14 protein-coding genes and 1 pseudogene are annotated in these 21,946 nt (G+C 35.2%); 9 read left to right on the plus strand and 6 right to left on the minus strand.

The features are described from left to right. Positions 1 to 1,197: 1,197 nt before the first annotated feature. The 4 genes from ACNO7W_RS03600 (at position 1,198) to ACNO7W_RS03615 (ending at position 6,568) form a co-directional block, all read left to right on the plus strand. Positions 1,198 to 4,635, plus strand: a complete 3,438-nt coding sequence (locus tag ACNO7W_RS03600) for a PAS domain S-box protein (protein ID WP_417937054.1) — start codon at positions 1,198 to 1,200, stop codon at positions 4,633 to 4,635. A gap of 80 nt (positions 4,636 to 4,715) precedes the next feature. Beyond that, the gene (locus ACNO7W_RS03605; protein ID WP_417937055.1) at positions 4,716 to 5,159 is read left to right on the plus strand and encodes a response regulator; all 444 of its coding nucleotides are present in this window, start codon (positions 4,716 to 4,718) and stop codon (positions 5,157 to 5,159) included. Continuing rightward, complete coding sequence (locus ACNO7W_RS03610) at positions 5,156 to 6,163, plus strand: PAS domain S-box protein (protein ID WP_417937056.1); 1,008 nt, start codon at positions 5,156 to 5,158, stop codon at positions 6,161 to 6,163. The genes ACNO7W_RS03605 and ACNO7W_RS03610 overlap by 4 nt, the downstream gene beginning before the upstream one ends. Before the next feature lie 15 nt (positions 6,164 to 6,178). Beyond that, complete coding sequence (locus ACNO7W_RS03615) at positions 6,179 to 6,568, plus strand: response regulator (protein ID WP_417937057.1); 390 nt, start codon at positions 6,179 to 6,181, stop codon at positions 6,566 to 6,568. A gap of 553 nt (positions 6,569 to 7,121) precedes the next feature. Here ACNO7W_RS03615 and ACNO7W_RS03620 read toward each other — a convergent pair. The 6 genes and pseudogenes from ACNO7W_RS03620 to ACNO7W_RS03645 all read right to left on the minus strand — a co-directional run. Then, positions 7,122 to 12,098 (minus strand): carboxypeptidase-like regulatory domain-containing protein, encoded by a 4,977-nt coding sequence (locus tag ACNO7W_RS03620; RefSeq protein WP_417937058.1) that lies wholly within the window; start codon positions 12,096 to 12,098, stop codon positions 7,122 to 7,124. Then, positions 12,091 to 12,219, minus strand: a complete 129-nt coding sequence (locus ACNO7W_RS03625; protein ID WP_417937059.1) for a hypothetical protein — start codon at positions 12,217 to 12,219, stop codon at positions 12,091 to 12,093. The genes ACNO7W_RS03620 and ACNO7W_RS03625 overlap by 8 nt, the downstream gene beginning before the upstream one ends. A 20-nt stretch (positions 12,220 to 12,239) precedes the next feature. Continuing rightward, positions 12,240 to 13,058 carry a molecular chaperone gene (locus tag ACNO7W_RS03630; RefSeq protein WP_417937060.1) on the minus strand — a complete coding sequence of 273 codons (819 nt, stop codon included), beginning with the start codon at positions 13,056 to 13,058 and terminating at the stop codon, positions 12,240 to 12,242. 100 nt (positions 13,059 to 13,158) lie between these two features. Then, positions 13,159 to 13,635 carry a DUF4402 domain-containing protein gene (locus tag ACNO7W_RS03635; protein WP_417937061.1) on the minus strand — a complete coding sequence of 159 codons (477 nt, stop codon included), beginning with the start codon at positions 13,633 to 13,635 and terminating at the stop codon, positions 13,159 to 13,161. 110 nt (positions 13,636 to 13,745) lie between these two features. Next, positions 13,746 to 14,258: a DUF4402 domain-containing protein gene (locus tag ACNO7W_RS03640; protein WP_417937062.1), complete on the minus strand. Its 513-nt coding sequence runs from the start codon at positions 14,256 to 14,258 to the stop codon at positions 13,746 to 13,748. Positions 14,259 to 14,638: 380 nt separating this feature from the next. Next, positions 14,639 to 14,787, minus strand: a pseudogene (locus ACNO7W_RS03645) (transposase); the annotation flags it as partial. 1,030 nt (positions 14,788 to 15,817) lie between these two features. On the opposite strand from ACNO7W_RS03645, the gene ACNO7W_RS03650 reads away from it, so the two are divergent. From ACNO7W_RS03650 to hemL, 5 genes are all read left to right on the plus strand, one after another. Beyond that, positions 15,818 to 16,462: a hypothetical protein gene (locus ACNO7W_RS03650; protein WP_417937063.1), complete on the plus strand. Its 645-nt coding sequence runs from the start codon at positions 15,818 to 15,820 to the stop codon at positions 16,460 to 16,462. Positions 16,463 to 16,649: 187 nt separating this feature from the next. Beyond that, positions 16,650 to 18,455, plus strand: coding sequence for a T9SS type A sorting domain-containing protein (locus tag ACNO7W_RS03655; protein WP_417937064.1), 1,806 nt, complete (start codon positions 16,650 to 16,652; stop codon positions 18,453 to 18,455). Between the two features lie 25 nt (positions 18,456 to 18,480). Beyond that, complete coding sequence (locus tag ACNO7W_RS03660; protein WP_417937065.1) at positions 18,481 to 19,443, plus strand: 1-aminocyclopropane-1-carboxylate deaminase/D-cysteine desulfhydrase; 963 nt, start codon at positions 18,481 to 18,483, stop codon at positions 19,441 to 19,443. Then, positions 19,436 to 20,362, plus strand: coding sequence for a glucosaminidase domain-containing protein (locus tag ACNO7W_RS03665; RefSeq protein ID WP_417937066.1), 927 nt, complete (start codon positions 19,436 to 19,438; stop codon positions 20,360 to 20,362). The genes ACNO7W_RS03660 and ACNO7W_RS03665 overlap by 8 nt, the downstream gene beginning before the upstream one ends. A gap of 31 nt (positions 20,363 to 20,393) precedes the next feature. After that, positions 20,394 to 21,680, plus strand: a complete 1,287-nt coding sequence (hemL, locus tag ACNO7W_RS03670; RefSeq protein ID WP_417937067.1) for a glutamate-1-semialdehyde 2,1-aminomutase — start codon at positions 20,394 to 20,396, stop codon at positions 21,678 to 21,680. The last annotated feature ends 266 nt before the right edge of the window (positions 21,681 to 21,946 follow it).

A 21,946-nucleotide genomic window follows, 5' to 3' on the forward strand; every position in this document is an offset into this window, starting at 1 on the left:
CAATATAAAGTTAATAAAATTTACAATGAAAAATAAACCCATTTTAGGATTAAGAATTAATGTAAATTTATATCAGGATTAATAACAAAAAGTGTAAACTTTTTTCAGGACGAGACAAACAGTTTGATTCACCAAGTAAAAAAATCCGTGTAAATCGGTATAATCTGTACAATCTGTGTTATCTGTGTGCTTTATAAATGTACAAACGACGAAAATTGTATTCGAAATGATTTTAGTCCGCATTACGGATAGTCATAAAAATTAAACACACACGCTACACCCTTGGTACTATACTTTTGGTCGATTTAATATGTGTTATTACCGCTATTTTAGTAGCGAGTTGGTTTTTCTAAATGTTACGGTTCACAGGATTGTTGTTTAACCCTTGCCTAATTGTTTATAAATTTTGGATTCTGGTTTTAAAATCCATCGGAATTTTCTAGAAGACAACGCCAACGTTTTGGTATGTAAGACCATAGCCTTACAACCAAAATGGATTGAATCAGTTTAGGCATTTGTGTAAGTATTAAATTTATTTATCGGGTTATATACTTAAGCAATACTATTCATTTCCCATTATTACTGGAACTTAGATATTATTAAGATTGTAAAATAGTAGTCTAAAATCATCAGATTTAAATAAGCGTATTACGGTTCTATTATTTGCTTCACTTATACGTATTATTTAAGTATGTAAATCGGTTTACTTATATCTTTATTTCTCATGATTTGGCTGTAGTAAAATAGATGTCTGATCAAGTTTTAGTGATGAATGAAAGTAAGATTGAAGAGATTGCTGATGTGGATGAATTGTATACCAATCCACAGAAAGAAATACAAAGAAGTTGATTAATGCGATACCGAAGAGGTATTTTGATTAGCCACTAATCCAGTTGAAGAACCACCTTTTTTATTGTTTATAAACAAAATTTATGCATTTCGTCGATTTAATTTGCTTTTTATCGATTTAATAAGTACTTTTATTCTATGAATGTTTTTTTTATAAACCAATAATTTTGGTTCTTCGCCTAAATTATTGGTAAACATTAATTTAATAAATTCGGTGGACTAAAAAGCATATTTTTTTTTAAATGATTATCGGAACTAATTACAAAACAAGCTTTTATGATATTACTAAAAAAAATAATGACTAAATTTGATTGTTCCAAAAACACCTAATCTATTATAAAATCTATTATGACTGATAAGCTTGAGCTCTATAGTAAAGTCGCGCAATCCGCTAAAATTGGTGTTTGGGAATTAGACTTGGAAACTAATATCTTTTATTGGGATGCTGTTATGAGATGCATCCATGAAGTTCCTGATAATTTCATTCCTGAAATTGAAACTGTAATTAATTTTTATGCCGAAGGTAAAAATAGAGATAAAATTAAATTACTTGCCGAAAGAGCTATACTTGAAGGAATTCCTTTTAATGACAAGTTTCAGATCATCACGGCCAAAAACAATATCAAATATGTAGAAAGCATGGGTCAGATCGTATGCAAAAATGGAAAACCAAGTCGTTTATCAGGTACTTTTCAAGACATTACAAAGGAGCAGAATTTAATTAAAGAACTTGAAAAATTCTCTTCCATTTTTTCCAAGACCTATGATGCCGTATTGATCACCGAAGCAGAACCGTTTGATGAACCTGGCCCGAAAATAGTTTATGTAAATGACGCATTTACCAGAATGACGGGTTATACAGCTGAAGAAGTAATAGGCAAAACTCCACGAATTTTACAAGGTCCAAAATCAGATGAAAACGAACTAAAAAGATTAAGTGAGGCACTCAGAAAATGGGAATCTTGTGAAATCACTACTGTAAATTATAAAAAAAACGGAGCAGAATTTTGGATCAATTTAACTGTAAGTCCGGTTGCAGATAAGACAGGTTGGTTTACCCATTGGACAGCTATTGGAAGAGATATTTCACAACGAAAAAATGAGGAGTTACAAAAGACACTTTTTGCTGACATCAGCCGGTTATTTAATGAGCCGGGCACATTAAACCTAATATTGGATAAAGTCTTAGATCGACTGGTAGTTTTTGGATATTTCAGCATAGCGGAAGCTTGGTTAATCAGTGCAGATAAAAAGAAAATAAACTTAGTTTCTAAATATTGTGAAACAGATGCATCACGGGCTTTTTATGATGAAAATAAGGAGCTGAAAAGTTTTGCCAAAGGGGAAGGTTTACCCGGCACTATTTGGGAAACCAAAACCATTCAGCTTTGGCAGAATATCAGAGAAGAGAATAGCTTTATCCGCAGACATGCAGCTAAAAAATTGGGTTTGCAATCAGCTTATGGGCTGCCTGTTTTTTATAATGATGAAGTGATAGCCGTTTTTGTGTTAGGATTAAATTCAGATAAAGATCTAATTGAAGACTTTTCTGTTTTGTTTGAAAACATAGGGATTCTTATTGGTGCTGAAATTAAGCGTAAGCAATTAGAACAGGAACTGAGTCAGATATTCAGCTTTGCACCTGATGTTATTTGCATAGCAGGTTTAGATGGATATTTTAAAAAATTAAATGCTGCGGCTTGTGTACTGCTTGAATATACGGAGGAAGAACTATTGGCAGTTCCGATTTCTGAATTTATTCATTCTGAAGATAAGCTAAATACAGTTGAAAAATTTGAAGATTTATCTAAAGGAATCGATAGAATTTATTTTGAGAACCGGTATATCACTAAATCTGGAAAAATAAAATGGTTGGCATGGACAATTTCCCCGTCTTCTGAAGAAGGATTCTTTTTTGCGGTAGCAAAAGATATTACTGAGAAAAAAAATCTGGATTTTTTGATTAATAAAACAAATACCCTGGCTCGTATTGGTAGTTGGGAAGTAAATCTTGTTAATAACAGGGTATATTGGTCCAAGCTGATTAGAGAAATTTATGAGGTTCAGGAAGATTATATGCCGGATTTAGAAACGGCTATCAATTTCATTAAAGAGGGAGAAAGCAGGGAAATTATTAGCGAAAAAATTCAGAAGGCCATTGAAAAAGACATTCCATTTGATGTGGAATTACAGATTGTTACGGCTAAAGGAAATGAAAAATGGATAAGAGTTATTGGGAAAACAGAATTTTCCGAAGGGAAATGCATAAAAATTTACGGTAGTTTCCAGGGCATTGATAAAAGGAAAAGAGCGGAGTTAGCAGTTATAGAAACTCTGGAAGAGAAAAATACTATTCTCGAGAGTATAGGTGATGCTTTTTTTGCCATGGATAAGTTCTGGACGGTTACTTATTGGAACAATCAAGCAGAAAAACTAATAGGTATATTAAAAAATGAAATAGTTGGACATAATTTATGGGAAGTATTTCCGGATAGCATTAATTCTGAATCTTACAGGAACTACCACGAAGCCGCTGAAAATAATCAGATAGCTCAATTTGAGGACTATTATGCGCCTTTGAATAAATGGTTTGAAATAAGTGTTTATCCTTCCAATAACGGTTTGTCAGTTTATTTTAGAGATGCAACAGAAAGAAAACAATCTGAACAAAAAATAAAAGCGGAAAGAAATCTCCTAAGAACGTTAATTGACAATTTACCGGATACAATATATTTTAAAGATTTATCGGCCAGAAAATTAATCAGTAATAGAGTGGATTATCAACTGTTGGGAGCAGTCACGGAAGAAGAAGTTATAGGTAAAACAGATCTTGAGGTACTGCCATATGAACTTGGATTAATTGGCTTTGAGCATGATCTGGAAATATTACAATCTGGAAATGCACTTATTGATTTTGAGCAATATTTTACTGTAGAAAATGACAGGCCGTTATGGTTACTTTCAACTAAAATTCCACTCCGAAATGAAAAAGATGAAATTATAGGTTTACTGGGTATTGGCAGAGATATTACAGAAAGGAAAATGGCTGAAGAAAAGCTAAAAGAGTTAAACATGAATCTTGAAAAAAATGTAAAACAACTGGCAACCTCTAATATTGAATTGGAACAGTTTGCCTATGTTGCATCTCATGATTTACAGGAGCCGTTGCGTATGGTGACCGGTTTTCTTACTTTATTGGAAAAAAAATATGGAGATGTAATTGATGAAAAAGGTAAGAAATATATCCATTTTGCGGTAGATGGAGCCAAAAGGATGCGACAAATCATACTGGATTTATTAGAATTTTCCAGAGCAGGTACTCTAGAGGATGACCAGGAAGAACTTGATCTGAATGAATTAGTTAAAGAAATCCAACTGCTGTTCAGAAAAAGGATAGAGAAGAAAAAAGTCATTATTAAGTTTGATAAACTTCCAGTTATTCAAGGCCATAGCGCACCACTGCGTCAAGTATTTCAAAACTTAATAAGTAATGCCTTGAAATATTCAAAAGAAGGATTCTACTGCGAAGTAAATATTACGGTTAAGGAATTTGAAAATCATTGGCAATTTGCAGTAATTGATAATGGAATAGGCATTGCAGAGGAGTATTTTGACAAGATATTTGTCATTTTCCAACGGCTTCATAACAAAGACGAGTATTCTGGAACAGGGATTGGGCTGGCGGTTACAAAAAAAGTTGTTGAGAACCTTGGAGGTAAAATATGGTTAGAATCTACCGAGGGTAAAGGGAGTACCTTTTATTTTACAATTAAAAAACAGCAGTAATACAAGAGAAAAAATTAGAATAAAAAATCCATAACATAACTTACAAAGTAGTTTTTAGTTTAAATAAAAAAATAATTACAATGGAACCCATTCATGTTTTATTGGTAGAGGATAGCGAAGGTGATATTCTACTTACAAAAGAGGTATTTGAAGATGCAAAAATAGTTATCAAACTAGACGTAGTAAAAGATGGAAAGCAAGCAGTTGATTTCTTAAATAAACAGGGTAATTATCTAAATTCGGAGATACCAGATCTCTTACTGCTGGATATCAATCTGCCTAAAAAAAATGGGATTGAAGTACTGAAATACATAAAAGGGAACGGAGTTTTTAAACATATACCCGTGATTATGCTTACTACTTCTTCTTCTGAAAAAGATATCTTTATGTCTTATCAAAACTATGCCAACTGCTATATCACTAAGCCGGTAGATATAGATTCTTTTATGGATGTTATTACTAAAATAGAAAATTTTTGGATTTCAGTAGTGAAGTTGCCAACCAGAAAAAATTATTTCAAATGATAAAAGATAAAAAATCGTACAGTATTTTAGTCATAGAAGATAATTTTGGTGATTTTATGATAGTTGAGGAATTGTTAACAGAACTTATTCTCAATCCTAAAATAACACATGCAAAAAATTTCAAAGAAGCTTCTGTAATCTTGTCTTCTCGCGATAGTTTTTTCGACATCATTTTATTGGATCTTACGCTGCCGGATAAAAGCGGACAAAATTTGATTACTGAAATCTTGCAGACGGCCTCATTATGTCCAGTAATAGTTTTTACAGGTTATTCAGATGTTGATTTCAGTATCAAATCAATATCTCAAGGGATTTTAGACTATTTAATTAAAGATGATTTGAACGCGACAATGCTTTATAAAAGTATTATTTATTCCATAGAACGAAAAAAATCAATTTCTTTACTTAAAGAATCTGAAAAACGCTACAGCGATCTTTTTCATTTAAGTCCGCAACCAATGTGGGTATGTGATATGGACACATTTCAGTTTTTAGATGTCAACGATTCTGCCGTTTATAATTATGGATTCACAGAAGATGAATTCTTAAAAATGACTGTCAAAGAAATTATACCTGAAGGAGAGGTTACGATTTTAGCAGCAGCAGTTAATTCTCCAAAACAAAAAGATCAACTCCCGACAAAAGGGATTTACAGACACAAGAAGAAAAACGGAGATGTTATTCATGTAGAGATTCAAAGTAACATCATTTATTTCAACAATCAGAGAGCTGAATTGGTTCTCGCAAATGACATTACAGAGCGCGTACAATATATTAAAGCAATAGAAAAGCAAAACGAAAAATTGCAACAGATAGCCTGGACACAGTCACATGTAGCTAGGGCTCCTTTAGCAAGAATGATGGGTATTGTAAATCTCATTAAAGAAATGGATAGTACATCATCCGAATTTGAAGATTTATTGAATCATTTTTTTGATTCCGGAACTGAATTGGACAAAATAATAAGAAACATTGTAAAAAAAACTGAACGCATTAATATTTAAAAAAATTAAAATTAGATGAATTTTACTGTAGTGGTTGTAGATGATGATAATATAATCCTTTTTCTGCATAAAAAAATTTTACAAAAGGCAAAGTTTGAAGAGTCGCCCCATACTTTTAATTCTGCAAAAAAAGCATTGGATTTTTTTGATAAACTTCCTGATGATGCCAAGCCTATTTTATTATTTCTGGATATAAATATGCCTGTTATGAATGGCTGGGATTTATTGGAAGTCATTCATCAGGATGGTTTTGGGAAAGAAGTACATGTTGTGATGGTAACATCATCCGTAGATGCATCTGACAAAGAAAAAGCTTTCTCCTATTCCAAAGTTATTGATTTTGTCGAAAAGCCATTAGATGAACAGGTGTTGCAAAGATTAAAATTAAGGTTTTTACAATCATAAATTAGAGCAAGACAAAGAGGGGTAGAGAAATCTAAAAGCAAGAATGACATTTGTATTTTCAATTCAGATACGAATGCAAGATTCCTATATCGAACGTGTCGAGATGGGATTGTACTAAATAGTAGTAGAACACTTTGAGTTAACTTCTTATAAAAAGGCAGAAGAGCACTTCGCTCTTACTTATGAGAGACATTCCATTCCAAAAGAATTTCGTTAGAATAAATTGGGTTTAAAAGTTTTTTAGAGATAACTATCCAATATTTTCCTATTTGTAGTCATCAATTATAGCTTAATGGAAGCGGATAGGATGGCTCGATGATGATACATCAAAAGGGGAAACGATTGGATTACTTTATTTTCCAGATAACATTATCCTTTTTCATTGTTTAAAAAAGCGACTTGATGAACAGTGGCCTGACCATGGATTTATGGTTTTTTTGGTGCCTTAATAAGTGAGAAAAGAAATGACTTACAGGTAATTTCAATTTAGAAGCCGTGATTTGAACTTTGAACGCCAATTTATTTTAGGTATTTGTTCGATAGCAGGCTAAAGTTATTTTGGATTAGTTATTTTTTGTTGAAGTATAAAATTTAATTGTTTGGGAACATCTCCATCCACATTATTTCCAATACTGAATTTCATGGCATCGGTATCAGAAATCATCTTCAAATAATCTAATTGAATCGGATCTAATTCTGCCTTGTAATTCCCCGGACGTAGCCCAAGAAAACTAAAATGACCATCGGATTTTGAAAGTAAAGAAGTAATAAATACATTGTTGTCATCATAAATATTTATTTTAATGCCTCCAAGTTCGTATAAATCACCATTCATCTTCAGGGAAACCTCCCCTGTAGCTTCTTGCAAACTCATTCGCAACTCATTATAAAAAGGGACTATAAAAGCATTTTTAAATCCGCGATTCTGAAGGTCTCTTTTTATTTTTCTTATTTCTTCAAGGGTATTGGCTTCTCCCCAAGTGTATTTGTACCAACCTTCATGTTGATACATTTCAATTCCTTTTAAGACTTTAAACAACGGATTGGAAAAAGATTTCCTATGTTTTGAAGCCATTATCTGAACCTTGAAAACCAAACCTTTTTGGGAAGTTATTTTATTGCCGGTAGATTTTTCATCTGGCTGTTGGTTTTTATTGTCTTTTGCTTCCAGAATAAATTTCAATTTAGCCTCAACATTCCCATTATCATTGGCAATACTGAATTTTTGAACTGGTGCCGTTGGTATCATTTGTGCTTTATCCAATTGTTCACTGTCCAATTGGGCGGTATAATCTCCCGGCTTTAAGCCCAGAACGGTGAAGGTCCCGTCGACTTCTGAAAGGGTAGCTGTGGTTATAGTATTGTTGGAGTCATAGATAAGTACTCTTATACCGGCAATCCCATCTAAATTTTCAGCTTTGTAAAATACTACTCCACTAATTTTACCGGAGTTAATTCTTTCATCGTTATAAAAAGGCACTACAAAAGCATTAGAAAATCCCTGGTAACGCAGCTTGTTTCTAATCTCGTTTGCTTCCGCTATCGATTTACTGGTGCCCGTTGTGTATTTATACATTCCCTTATGTCTATACTCTTTAACGCCCTTCAAACCTTTGAAAATCGGATCAGATAGCGCCACTTTCTTTTTTGAGGCCAGAAGCTGGTTCTTGAAAATCAATCCTTCTTCAAGGCTGTTTCCATATTGGTCTTCTGTACTTGCATTGGTAACGGAAGTATTGGGTTTGGAAAGGTCTAATTGTGATTTTTGAAAAGCAGCTTCCAACAAATCAGCTGCATTCTTTTTATTGATTGCTTCGGCTTCTTGTATGCTTGTCCTCTTATTGTGATAAAAAGGCACCACAAAAGTCCCGAAGAACCCCTGGGAACGCAGTTTGTTTTTAATTTCGTTCGCTTTCTTCAGCGATTTACTGATACCCATAGTGTATTTATACCATTTTTTATGCAGATACTCTTTAATGCCTTTCAAACCTTTAAAAATCGGATCAGTTAATGCCAATTTCTTTTTTGAAGCCAAAAGCTGGGTCTTGAAAATTAATCCTTCTTCCGGACTGCTTTTATACTGTTCCGGGGTACTTGCAATAGCAATGGGAGTGTATGGGATGGAAATCTCAGGTTGTAATTCTTGAGGAACAGTTACTAACGGTACAATCGTCTTCTTTTTAATAATTATTTTGGCTTCTTGGGTGCTTATCCTTTTATTGTCATTAAAAGGCACTACAAAAGCGCCAGAGAATCCCTGGGAACGCAGTTTGTTTTTATTCTTGTTCGCCTCGGTCATCGATTTATTTGTTCCAATAGTATATTTGTACAATCCCTTATGCAGGTATTCTTTAACGTCCTTCAAACCTTTGAAGAAAGAATCAGATAGTGCCACTTTCTTTTTTGAAGCTAAAAGTTGGGTCTTGAAAATTAATCCTTCTTCGGGACTGCTTTCATATTGTTCTTCTCTACTTGCATCGATAACAGAAGTAGGGGAGTTGAAGATCCCAGATTGTGATTTTGGAGAAGTGGCTGCGAACTGAATAGCGGCGTTCTTTTTGTCAATTGCTTTGGCTTCTTGCCTGCTGATCCTTTTATTTTTATGAAAAGGGACTACAAAAGCATCATGATAGCCTTCCGAACGTAACCTGTTTTTAATTTTGTTGGCTTTACTGCGCGAGGTGCTTGAGCCCCAAGTATATTTGTAAACACCATGATGTTCATATTCAACTATTTCTTTTTTGTTTTTGAACCAAGGATGGTTTAACGGGAGTTGCGTTTTAGATGACAGCAGTTGCACGCTATAAACGACTTGTTCGCCATACTCTATTGGATCAGTTGCTATTTCAGAAACTGCAACAACTGCTGTTTTACTTGGATTATGCAACGGAATCGTTTCAGTATCCGATTTTTTAATTTTTCCTTTATGCAGCACAAATTCAATATTGTCCACAATGGCTCCATCCGCTCCGTTGTCAATTTCAAAAGGTGCGTTAGCGGGTTCTGCCTTCATTTGTAATTTTTGTAATTGCAGCGAATCTATTTTTGCGGAATACCTGCCTGATTTTAAACCCAGGAAACTAAAATACCCGTCGGGTTCCGAAAGAATGGTTGTGGTCAGAACATTGTCAATATCATAAATATTGATTTTTAAACCACCGGTTCCAATGAGTCTTCCATTTTCATTTCTGTTAACTGTTCCTCCCACTTCTCCGACTACAACAACAGGGATTTCAATTATTTTTAATTGATTAGGGTTTAGCGTAATGTTTAAGGTTTTATTGATTACTCGCCACGCAATAGTATTGATACTATTGGTGTTGAGTTCCACATGGTTTTTTATATACGGCTCTAATCCGGTAATTATAGTGGTTCCGTCTTTGGAGTTGATCTGTCTGCCGCCACCATTCAATAGAATCTGCATGCCAATTACGGGAGGTTCATTTGGGTCTCGTTTTCCATTGCCGTTGGTATCCAAAAAAGGAATGAATTTTATGCTTGCCCTTCCTACACTGGTCTTATTGTTAAAATCGATAAAATCTGCTTTGGGCTCATAAATCAGGCTGCCGCTGGCCGACTGAGAAAACGAAGCTTGATTTTTGGTAAAACTGCTTGAAAAACCAGTGCTTATAGTCTCGAAATCATATCGGAAACCCATTTGCAGGTAACTGCTGTTGGTCTTGAAATTACGATCAAAAGAAGCCTGGACATAGCCTTTTTTGAACACTTGTTTTTTTAGTTCGACTCTTAATGAAGTGATGCCGTCAGCGTTGTATTCGTACCTTACTTGGGGGATTAAAACAAACCCTTTTGGGAGCCGGAGTGAAGTGGACAGGTTACTGTAAAGGAGCGGCTTATTGGAATCGGTAAAAAAGGAATTGGTGGTAAAATTAAAATTTAAACCATAGCCCGTTCCAGACAATAAAAGCTCGGCAGTAGTGTATTTATTGGTGTTAAACAAATTTTGCTGCAAGGACAATCGGGAATTACCCGAAAAATGAGCGGTATGAATCGGAAAGGACAAATTCGCCTTACGCATTTCTGAATAATTGAAACGGATGGACTGTTGGTTCTTGTCATACTTTGTATAATCCAACTCCAATCGGAGGTTATTGGGAGCGGTATAGTTCAGTATTCCGTTATACATAACCTTATAATAGTAGCCTCCCGAAATAAACAATTGAGACGATACACGCACGGACGAATTGAAAAAAGGGATGATTTTATTGTTTTTTAAAGACGAAACGTATTCCACCCCGCCTCCTAGGGTGATATAATTAGAAAGGCCATAGTTTACTTTTGCATTAGCAAAAGTACTGTTCTTGCCATCTTCTATGATTCCGGAACTCAGGATGTATTCCAATTCTTTTTTTGGAAGAAAATTAAAAGGAATCACAAATTGTTTGCCTGAAACCTGTTCTTCACCCCAGGGACCGTAATACCGCAGCGAAATTTCGGTGCGGCCGTACATCAGCGGAACATTAAAGGAAAAAAAACCATTAGCATCCGCTTTTATGTAATCGACCAATACATTATTTATGTAGAGCTCTACCATCCAGTCGGGTTGGGTATGGTCGCTTAAGGCATAGGTGCCGAAAGATTTTCTGATTTGGGTGGGCGCATTGGTGATTTGTCCTCCGACAACCGGATACAAAATAGTGGCCGTTGACGACGCGCCTATTTTTCCCAGCGTGATCTGGCTTATATATTTATTGTCGTCATTGACATACCGCCAACGGTAATACTGGTTTTTTAATATAAAGGGCTGATTGCTGCCGTAGTTAAATGCGCTTGTCAGTTCCCCTCCGGCAAGCATGCCTCCCAAATTTAAAAGCAGTCTTTCAGAATGGGTTCCATTGGCTTGTTGGTTGGCATCGACGGCCCAATTGGCTGTTCCAAAGTGAAACAGGGGTTTGTCCCTGCCTAGGGTGGTATCGGCAGTAAATTCGTTTTTGATTTTGTTGATATTGGCCCGCAGCTGCGCGATACGCGCTTCCCTGATGGCCGGAAGTTCCAGTTTCGAGGACATCGAAACCGTCAAACTCCTAAAGCTAAAGTTATTTTCGAGCTCAAAAACCGTATTAAAATAGGAAGCTTTCAGGAACAAATTGGTTGGAGTTCGGATCAAATCGCCCGGTTTTAGACGGATCGCCTGCTCTTTGTACATAATTTGGTTGGTGATTTCATCTATTTTGAAGTTGTTCTTCTGATTGATAAAAAAACCTTCTATCGTGCTGTAATTAGCATTAGTGGTATTTTTAATCTTTAAAAAATCAAAAACATCGGGTACCGAAAGATACACTTCCTCGCCACAGATTATTGAAGGCAGCTCGGTACTGCCAATGTATTTCACCTGAAGCGACACCAGCACTTCATCACAGTCGAGTTCTTGTGCGCTGGCAGAAGAATGCAAACTTGCTAATAGGATAATGAATAGACATAAAAGGGTGCCGGACTTGTGCGTAAACAATCCGAAGAAAGAAGTCCACTTGCTAAGTGGAATATATTTTTTTTGGATACACTTACCCATTATATATTCTAACATGCAACATGTGGTCTTCATTAAGACAGGCGGCAGCAATTAAGGAATCCATTCCAAGAACAGCTATTGTGGGCAGTAAAATAAATAAACGTACCTTTAAGGAATACATGGGTTATGTATTTTAGGGTGTTATAAACGGAGGGTGGCTTCAGCATATTTCATGCCTTTGTCTTGTGCGGAATAAATGACCTGAAGCTGGCCTTTGGTATAATCTATATTTGGGGTGGTATTGAGTTTTATTTTGGTTCTGCGTAAATTTCCCGGAGCGTACACGGCAAAACCTTTTACGGTGGCTGCGCTGGTGGTAATTCCTTCGGACGAAATATGGTTGACCTGTATGTCGCCATAACAGGACGTATTACCGCTCCGATTAAAATCCAGGGAAAGCGTAATTCCCTCTTCGGACTGTTGCACTGCCAAATTCGAAAGCGTCACGGCTGTGGTGGATTCTCCTATGGTAATGATATTGGCAATCGAAATTCCAAAAACCGGCGTTATACTGATGCTTAAGCCTTCCGGCTTATGGGCGGGATCTTCTTTCTCTAAAACCTTGTTTTTAGGCACGGCACGGAAATAAAGATGGGAACGGTATTCCCCTTGTTGCAGTTCATTGGTTTTGATCAGCTGTATTTTTACTGTTTGCGATTCATTGGGAGCAAGAGTAATCATGCGGGGGTAAAATCGCAAATAAGGAGACGCAAAGCGCTGGTCGGGTTCCGGCTCTTCAATAGAAATAAATTTGCCGTCCTGATCCATTTTTATCTCGCTGTACGACAGTTTATAGGTGGCGGTATCTTTCCCGACATTGGACAGGTTAATATTCTGCACCCTGTTTTGGATGCCGTCAAAGGCGATGCGTTTTGGGAAAATCATCAAATCCCCTTGCGCCATTAAGGGACCGGTAAAGGATAAAAACAAGAGTAACAGCAGTAAAATTTTCTCTTTCATGGGGAGTCATTCATTATTTTAGCTTTCAATTTTATTATTGACAGCAACGGTTTAAAGATGTAAAAAGAGGTGTGCAAAACGGGAACACCTTCTAGTACGACTAATTATAATTTACAATCACTTCAAAACCTGCGGCATTGGTATATGAACCTGCAGCTTGTGAGGCTCCAACATTTAGCTTTGCTCCAACAAGAACAGTTTGTGTACCACCTGCTAAAGTACCGGTTGCAGAAGGTGTACTGGTAAAAGCATTAACAACCATGGATGCAGGACCAACTCCAGATTCATAAAGTGTGAAATCTGTTGCAGGTAACGTAATTGCATAGGTATAATTAGCCTGACCAGATACAGTAAATTGAGCCGCACTAACAGTTCCGGTAATGGTTGGCAAGATTACCCCGCCTGAAGGAGTTCTTAATCCTGAAGCAGATAAAAGGACTGTACCAGCAACGGATGAAACCGCTATAGTACCAAAATTCATGTCTGTGTTTTTCAAAATGGAGATTGGAACTTGCGCCATTAAGGGACCGGAAAAGGGTAAAAAAAACAATAACAGCAGTAAAATTTTCTCTTTCATGGGAGTCCTTGTTTCATTGATTCCGCTTTGGGTTTTGCCAGGGACAGCAACAGTAAAAAATGATAAAAAAGGGCGCTCTAAAATTAGAAGCACCCTTTCTTTTAGGATTACTAGTTATAATTTACTGTCACAGCAAAACCTGTAGTATTTTCGTACAAACCGGCAACTTGTGAAGCCCCAACGCTTAAAGTTGCACCCACAAGAACAACTTGTGTACCACCTGTTAAAGTACCGGTTGCAGAAGGTGTACTGGTGAAAGTAGCAAGAGTCATTGTTTCGAGAGTTGTAGCTTTAGTAATTGTAAGTGTCGTAGGCAACGTAATAACATAAGTGTAACCGGTCTGACCGTTTACCGTATATTGAGCGGCAGTCACAGTACCTGCTGTTACCGGTAATGTAACTCCACCTGTTGCAGTACGAGTACTAGCAGGTGCTAAAACTACCGTACCGGCAGTAGACGAAACGGCTACGTTTCCAAAACTCATGTTTGTGTTTTTTACAATGGAAATTGGAGTAACAATAGTTGCAGAAGTAGGTGCAGAAGCTGATACTTGTGCAGAAGCAGTTGCTGAAAAGGCAATCGATAAGGTAATGATTGCAATAATTGAGGTAATTTTTTTCATAATAGAAAAGGGATTTGGGTTAAAAAAATATTTTTTTCAGATTTTATAAATCTAATTTGAGTGCAAAACTATATTAGTTTTAGGTAATTATCGATTAAAAGAAAAAAAAAACGTTTAAATACAATTTATTTAAATTTTCATATGAAAAATACTATATTTTATATAAAAATTTTTGCATTTTATTTTTAGTATTTAACATTTTTAAGAGGAGTAACTGCTTACTCTTCATCACCAGTTATTGAAGAGGGATGGATATTGCCTTTTCTAAGAAAGGGCATTTTGAATATGATCTTAATTTTTAAATTTGATGTTAATGTGAATGAAGGGTTGAAATGTGTTGTAAGGTGTCAACTTTAATCAGCAATGTTAGGAAGCTTGACAGCTAACCACATAAAATAGATGTTTTCCTGAACAGCTTTTCCTAATTTTCTACAAGAATAAATGTTCTTTAAATAGCCGTAAAATAGTATTTTAAGAGCATTTTAGGATGGTAACTCGAAGTACAATCTCCTTTATATTGACTTATTAGATCTTGAATTTCTAATTGTTCAACAATACTGTCAATTAATCATGCAGAATGATTTTAAGAAACCAAGTTATTTAAATTTAAATGGAAAAGTTCCGGCTAGTGGCCAGAACGTGACTTAAAATAGGCTGAACGCTACTTGTTTTTGTGCATATACGGGTTAAAAATTAAAAAGGATGAATAAAAAAAATAGTTTAAAATTACTCTTTAGATAGATTCGTTTCTGTTTTTAATACAGTTTTTTAATTCTTAATATTTTTGGACTGTTATTTTATTAATATCGTTTTTATTTCATAATAGGTACTTTTTTACTTTAATCATTTTTATTTTTCTTTATTTTTACTAAGTAATTTTACGTATTAAAATACTTAATAATTTGTATAAATACTTACGTATTTGTGCGGATACTTATATGTTTACCTATGTACTTGCATTAATCTTAAATATTTACTTTTATGAGAAAAATTAAATCAATTCCAGACAATATCATATTGTACATTTTTTCAATTGTCTTTTTCCTTCTTTCTTGTTCAGTTGTTAAAGCCCAAGTAGGAATAAATACAATTACTCCTCAATCAACTTTTGAAGTCAATGGTTCGGTTGGTCAAAAGGTAACTACTGTACCTCTAATACAACTTTAGATGATACCTATAATCTCGTTGTCTGTAATAATGGATCAACTGCAATAACAATCACATTACCAACGGCTGTTGGGATTACGGGTCGAGTTTATACTATTAAAAGAGATGCTACAAGTACCGCAAATGTTACTTTAACTGGAACAATAGACGGAGTAGCAAATTTAATTCTGGCTAAAGCTGGAGAAGCTGAAACGCTTTTTAGTAACGGAACTGAATGGAAAACATCAAATAATTACAATTCGTCATAGTCATCAGATTGGAATTTAACAGGGAATACCGGCACAACTGCAGGTACAAATTTTGTTGGCACAATCGATGCAAAAGATTTTGTTTTAAAAACGAATAACACAGAGCGTTTAAGAACCTTATCAGCAGGAAATATTGGAATAGGCGTGCCTGCCCCAACAGCTTCCCTACATATTAAACCAGGTACCGCTTCAGCAGGAACTGCCCCACTAAAATTAACAGACGGACCGTTATTGACAACCGTAGAACCAGAAGCTATTGAATATAAAGATCATACATTTTACGCATCAACTTATCTCGTAAGAAGAAGTATTATGCTTGCCCAAGATGTAGTTGTTACGCCGGTAACGGTTTCAAATACGACAACCGAAACAACTATTTATACATCTACTATGGCAGCGAACTATTTAACTGTTGGTAAATTGATGAATATAAAATTATATGGAAGGTTTTCTACAGTAAATACTTCATCTATTTATACATTCAGGGTTAAATTGGCAGGAATAACTATATTAACTATTGCATCTACAGGTCAGAATGTTACAGACAGACCTTTCGATATTGATTTAAGATCAACTGTGAGAAGCATTGGCACATCCGGGACTATTATAAGCTATGGTAAAACACAACAAGATAATCTTACACCAAATATTGAGATTGGGAATTTAGCCTCGATTGACACAACTTTGGCGAATACAATTAGTATCACCGTTCAGTGGAGTAATGCAAATGCTGGTAATACATTAACTCTTGAAGGTGGAGCTACAGAATGTGTTGATCAAAATTTTTAAAGAAATAGATCGCTAGTTGTATCGTTTTACAACATTGTTGATGGTATTTTCACCCGAAAGGGTTACGATAAAAAAGGTGATTGTTTTTGTTTTTACCAAAAAGAGAAATCCATTAAAAAATATAATTTCATACAAATTAACTTAATTTAGAAGCTTATGGACTCAAAAATACTTAAAAAAAACACTATTGATCGTTACTGGATTTTTATTTCAGAGTAATGTCAATGCCCAGATGTATGTAAGTCCTAATAGTTACGTCTTTGCAAGCAACGAAGTTGTTTTTATAAAACAAGACTTGGAGTTAAATGCAGCTAGTAGTAATTTCTATTTAAGAAAAGATGCCCAGTTGTTACAGGGTTCCACTACAGCTGGAACTAATAAAGGAATAGGGGACTTATCTGTGTTTCAAGAAGGGACTACAAATAATTTTCAATTTAATTACTGGTGTTCACCTGTTGGAGGAAATATCGCTGCCGCTGGAAATTCTCCTTTTGGAATTACCCAACTCAAAGATATTGTTGATTTGACAAACAGTAATAATCCAACTATTTTAGCAATGAACAATTATAATGGTACGGCTAGTCCATTTGCGATTGCTCCTTATTGGATCAATAAGCTGACTGCTTCAGCGGACTATTCAAATTGGAATCAAGTTGGATCTGCCTCTACTATTAACGCTGGAGAGGGGTTTGCCATGAAAGGAACTTCAGGGACCAATTTAATTACGGTAAATGGGGTTCAAAACAATCCGACTAGTCAACAAAGATATGATTTTAGAGGAAAACCAAATGACGGAACAATTTCTATTCCTGTTGCAATCGAGCAATTTACATTAACTGGAAATCCGTATCCATCAGCAATAGATTTATCTGCCTTTTTAACCGATGCGACAAATTGTACTGGGATTGCTTATTTCTGGGAACAGGATAAAACAGTAAGTTCTCATTATATAACAGATTACAAAGGCGGATATGGAGCTTTCTCACCTGGTTCCTTAGGTAGTAATGGAATCTATGTTCCTGCGACATTTTATTCTTACGATGGTTCAGGTAATGAAGGAACGAGTACCGGTACAGGAGGGAGTTATGAAAAACGTTTTTGCCCTATAGGACAAGGTTTTTTGATTGATGGTACTGCAAATGGAACGGTAGAAATGAAAAATAGTTACCGAGTGTTCGTTAAGGAAGGTGCATCAAATTATTCTCAATTCAATAAAAACGCAAATCAAAGTAAAACAGAAAATACTTCGGATTATTTGTCGGCTATTCAATCTGTTTCAGGTTTCGATTATACAAAAGTTAGTATTGCCCCAACACCACAAATTAGATTCAATACCTTATTGAATAATGAGGGAGTTCGTCAAATGGCTTTGGCATTTATTCCTGAAGCTACGGACGGTGTTGATCGTGCAATGGATGCAATGTCCTCTAGTGATGGTTCTCCAGCGGATATTTATTTTGTGTTAGAGGATACAGAGTATGTAATAAACGCAGTGAATTTTGATATGGATAAAAAAATTCCAATTGGATTTAAAAATGCGAATCAAGCCAATTATAAAATTACGGTAAAAGAAATTTTGAACTTTACAACGGCTAATACTGTTTATTTACACGATAAAGTGACGAATTTATACCATGATATTAAAAATGATTTCCATGAATTGACATTACCTGCTGGAGTTAACAATACACAATTTGAAATTACTTTTAAAACTAATTCTACATTAGGTGTTGAAGATACAACAAGTCAGAGTTTTGTGGTTTATCAAAATAATTCTACCAAAAATCTAACGATTAATAATCCATTACTAATGGATCTTGCTACCTGCGGTTTGTATGATGTAGCGGGAAAATTAATTTTTAGTAAAAAAGATTTGGGTGTGAATTCGTCTTATAAATTTTCTACTTCGGGTCTTGGCGATGGGATTTATATTGTTAAATTATCGACGAAAGACAATATTGAGGTTGGTAAAAAAATTATCATTAAAAACTAAAACTCATTTGAAATGAAAACAAAAAATGCAATCTGTAAAGGTTGCATTTTTATTATATATAAATTTTACCTTTGTACCAAAATCAATTCCTTTGAATCAGCAGTTAAAAACACCATTTCCGAATTCTATTTCAGTATATATCAAACGGGAAGATTTGATACATCCTTTTGTTTCCGGAAATAAGTTCAGAAAACTGAAATACAATTTGCTTCGGGCGAAAGAAGAAAACCAGGAAACATTGCTTACTTTTGGTGGCGCTTTTTCAAATCATATTGCAGCAGTAGCTTTTGCAGGAAAAGAAAAAGGATTCAAAACCATAGGGATTATTCGAGGGGATGAATTAGGGAGTAAAATTTCGGAGAATCCTACTTTATTATTTGCTCAAAATTGCGGAATGCAACTGGAATTTATTTCGAGGGAGGAATATCGATTAAAAAGCGAGACAACATTTTCAGAAAATTTAAAACAGAAATTTGGCAGTTTTTATCTTATTCCAGAAGGAGGAACTAATGCATTAGCTATCAAAGGCTGTCAGGAAATTCTAACTCAAGAAGATGCCGAATTTGATTACATCTGTTGTTCAATAGGAACGGGCGGAACCATTTCGGGAATTATTAACAGTGTTTTGCCTCATCAAAAAGTTTTAGGTTTTCCAGCTTTAAAAGGTGATTTTTTAAAAGAGGAAATTCGTAATTTTGTCCAAAATGAGAATTGGGAACTAATTACGGACTATCATTTTGGGGGATACGGAAAAGTAAATTCAGCATTAATCGGGTTTATTAATCAGTTTTATGCAGTAAATCAAATTCCTTTGGATCCTATTTATACGGGGAAGATGGTTTTTGGCGTTATAGATTTAATTCAAAAAAACTATTTTCCTGCCGAATCAAAAATTTTACTAATTCACACTGGCGGAATTCAGGGAATTCAGGGAATGAATATAAAATTAAGAAACAAACAATTACCAACAATCGATATCAATGTTTAAAAAAATCCTACTGATTCTTACCATACTATCTTTAATAGGCTGTAAAGCCACAAAGCCAGTTATTGTAACAACAAAAAAAGCTCCTGTAAAACCAAAATCGGAGGTAGTTCGCACTATTAAAAAAACCAATACATCAAGTACTAATGCAACGAACCCAATACTTTCAAACCCAATACTTTCAAACCCAGTAAAAAAAGAACAAAGTAATCGTGAAACGGAAGTAATCGTTTCAACTTCAAAAACGGTCGTTACGAATGATGTGGTGGTTGCTTATGTTTCTCAATTTAAGGATATTGCAATGGGAAATATGAGGAATTATGGTATTCCGGCAAGTATTATTTTGGCTCAGGGAATTCTTGAATCGGGTGCCGGCAGGGGTGATTTGGCAATAAATGCCAATAATCATTTTGGTATAAAATGTCATGAAGGCTGGACGGGAGAAAGTGTGAAACATGATGATGATGCAGCACAGGAATGCTTTAGAAAATACAATAATCCGTCTGAATCTTTTAAAGATCACGCTTTATTTCTAACTGGGAGAAGCAGGTATTCTAAACTATTTGGATTTTCAAAAGGAGATTACAAAGCCTGGGCCAAAGGTCTTAGGGTTGCCGGATATGCAACAGATCCAAGATATCCGGACAAATTGATTTCTTATATTGAACGTTACCAATTACATCAATATGACATTCAGGTTTTAGATGTAAATTATGTGTCAAATGAACAACAAATGGTTAAAGAATTAACAATAGAATCTAAAAATCCAATAAGTCAGGGCTTGGTTTCATATGTGGTTCAAAAAGGAGATACGCTGTATTCCATTTCAAAAAAATTCGACTTAAAGATTGAGGATTTAAAACAAAAAAATAATCTTTCTGACAATACGCTTTCTATTGGGCAGAGGCTGGTAGTAAAATAATTTAAAATAATTATAATTCATAAATTCATAAATGTTATATAAAAGAAGCAGTCAGCTTTTTGCTGAAGCAGAAAAAGTAATTCCGGGAGGTGTAAATTCACCAGTAAGAGCTTTTAAAGCAGTGGGTGGAACTCCAATTTTTGTCAAAAGTGCCAAAGGGGCTTATTTGTATGATGAAGACGGAAATCGTTTGATAGACTATATTAATTCTTGGGGACCAATGATTTTAGGACATGCTTACGAACCGGTCGTACAAGCGGTGATTGAGAAAGCTAAATTGGGAACTTCTTTTGGGATGCCAACAGAATTGGAAACCCAAATCGCAGTTTTGGCCGTTTCCATGGTTCCGAATATTGATAAAATTAGATTTGTAAATTCGGGTACTGAGGCTTGCATGAGCGCCGTAAGACTGGCTCGTGGATTTACCAAAAGAGATAAAATAATAAAATTCGCAGGTTGCTATCATGGACATTCTGATTCATTTTTGATTCAAGCGGGAAGCGGAGCGATTACTTTTGGTTCACCAAACAGCCCAGGAGTAACAGCAGGAACTGCCAAGGATACTTTACTTGCAAAATACAATGATTTGCAGAACGTAGCGGCTTTAATTGAAGCCAATAAAAATGAAATTGCAGCCATAATCGTAGAACCTGTTGCAGGAAATATGGGTTGTATTCCACCAAATAAAGGTTTTCTGGAAGGCTTACGCCAATTGTGTACCGATAATGGAATTCTATTGATTTTTGATGAGGTTATGACTGGATTCAGACTCGCTAGAGGCGGTGTTCAGGAATTATTTAATGTAACTGCTGATATTGTCACTTTCGGGAAAGTAATAGGTGGAGGATTGCCAGTTGGTGCTTTTGCCGCTCGTTCAGCAATTATGAATTATCTGGCTCCGTTAGGTCCGGTTTATCAAGCGGGAACTTTATCCGGAAATCCATTAGCGATGGCGGCAGGATTAGCAATGTTGCAAGCTTTAGATACTGATCGTGCAATTTTTAAAAGATTGGAAGAAAAAACAGCATATTTAGCTGCCGGAATTGATAAAGTTTTGAAAGCCAATACTGTTGCTTTTACAATCAATAGTATCGGATCAATGATTTCTGTACATTTTGATGCTGCTCCAGTAGTTGATTTTCAAACTGCCGCAAAAGGCGATAACGAAATTTTCAAGAAATTCTTCCACGGATTATTGCAAGAGGGAATTTATATCGCGCCATCCGCTTATGAAACATGGTTCATCACTGATGCATTAACGTATGAGGATTTAGATTTTACCATTCGAGCAATAGATAAAGTTTCTAAAACATTTTAATAAAAAAAAGAGCTTCCTCCGGCTACCGTCTGGACACAAGTTTAAAATAGGACACAGATTAAAAAGATTTACAGAGATTTTATGATATTATAAAAAAGACAGCCACGAATTTCACTAATTTACTCTAATTAATTCGTAAAAATTAGTGAAATTCGTGGCTAAAATTTCGTCTGAATATTTGTGTCCAGACGGTAGCCAAATTTGGGTCTTTTTTTAGATAAGATAAAACATTTCAGATTGAATTATGTTATTTTTTATCACCCGTT

This window comes from Flavobacterium sp. ZB4R12 (genome assembly GCF_048276375.1).
Taxonomy (GTDB): Bacteria; Bacteroidota; Bacteroidia; order Flavobacteriales; family Flavobacteriaceae; genus Flavobacterium; species Flavobacterium gawalongense.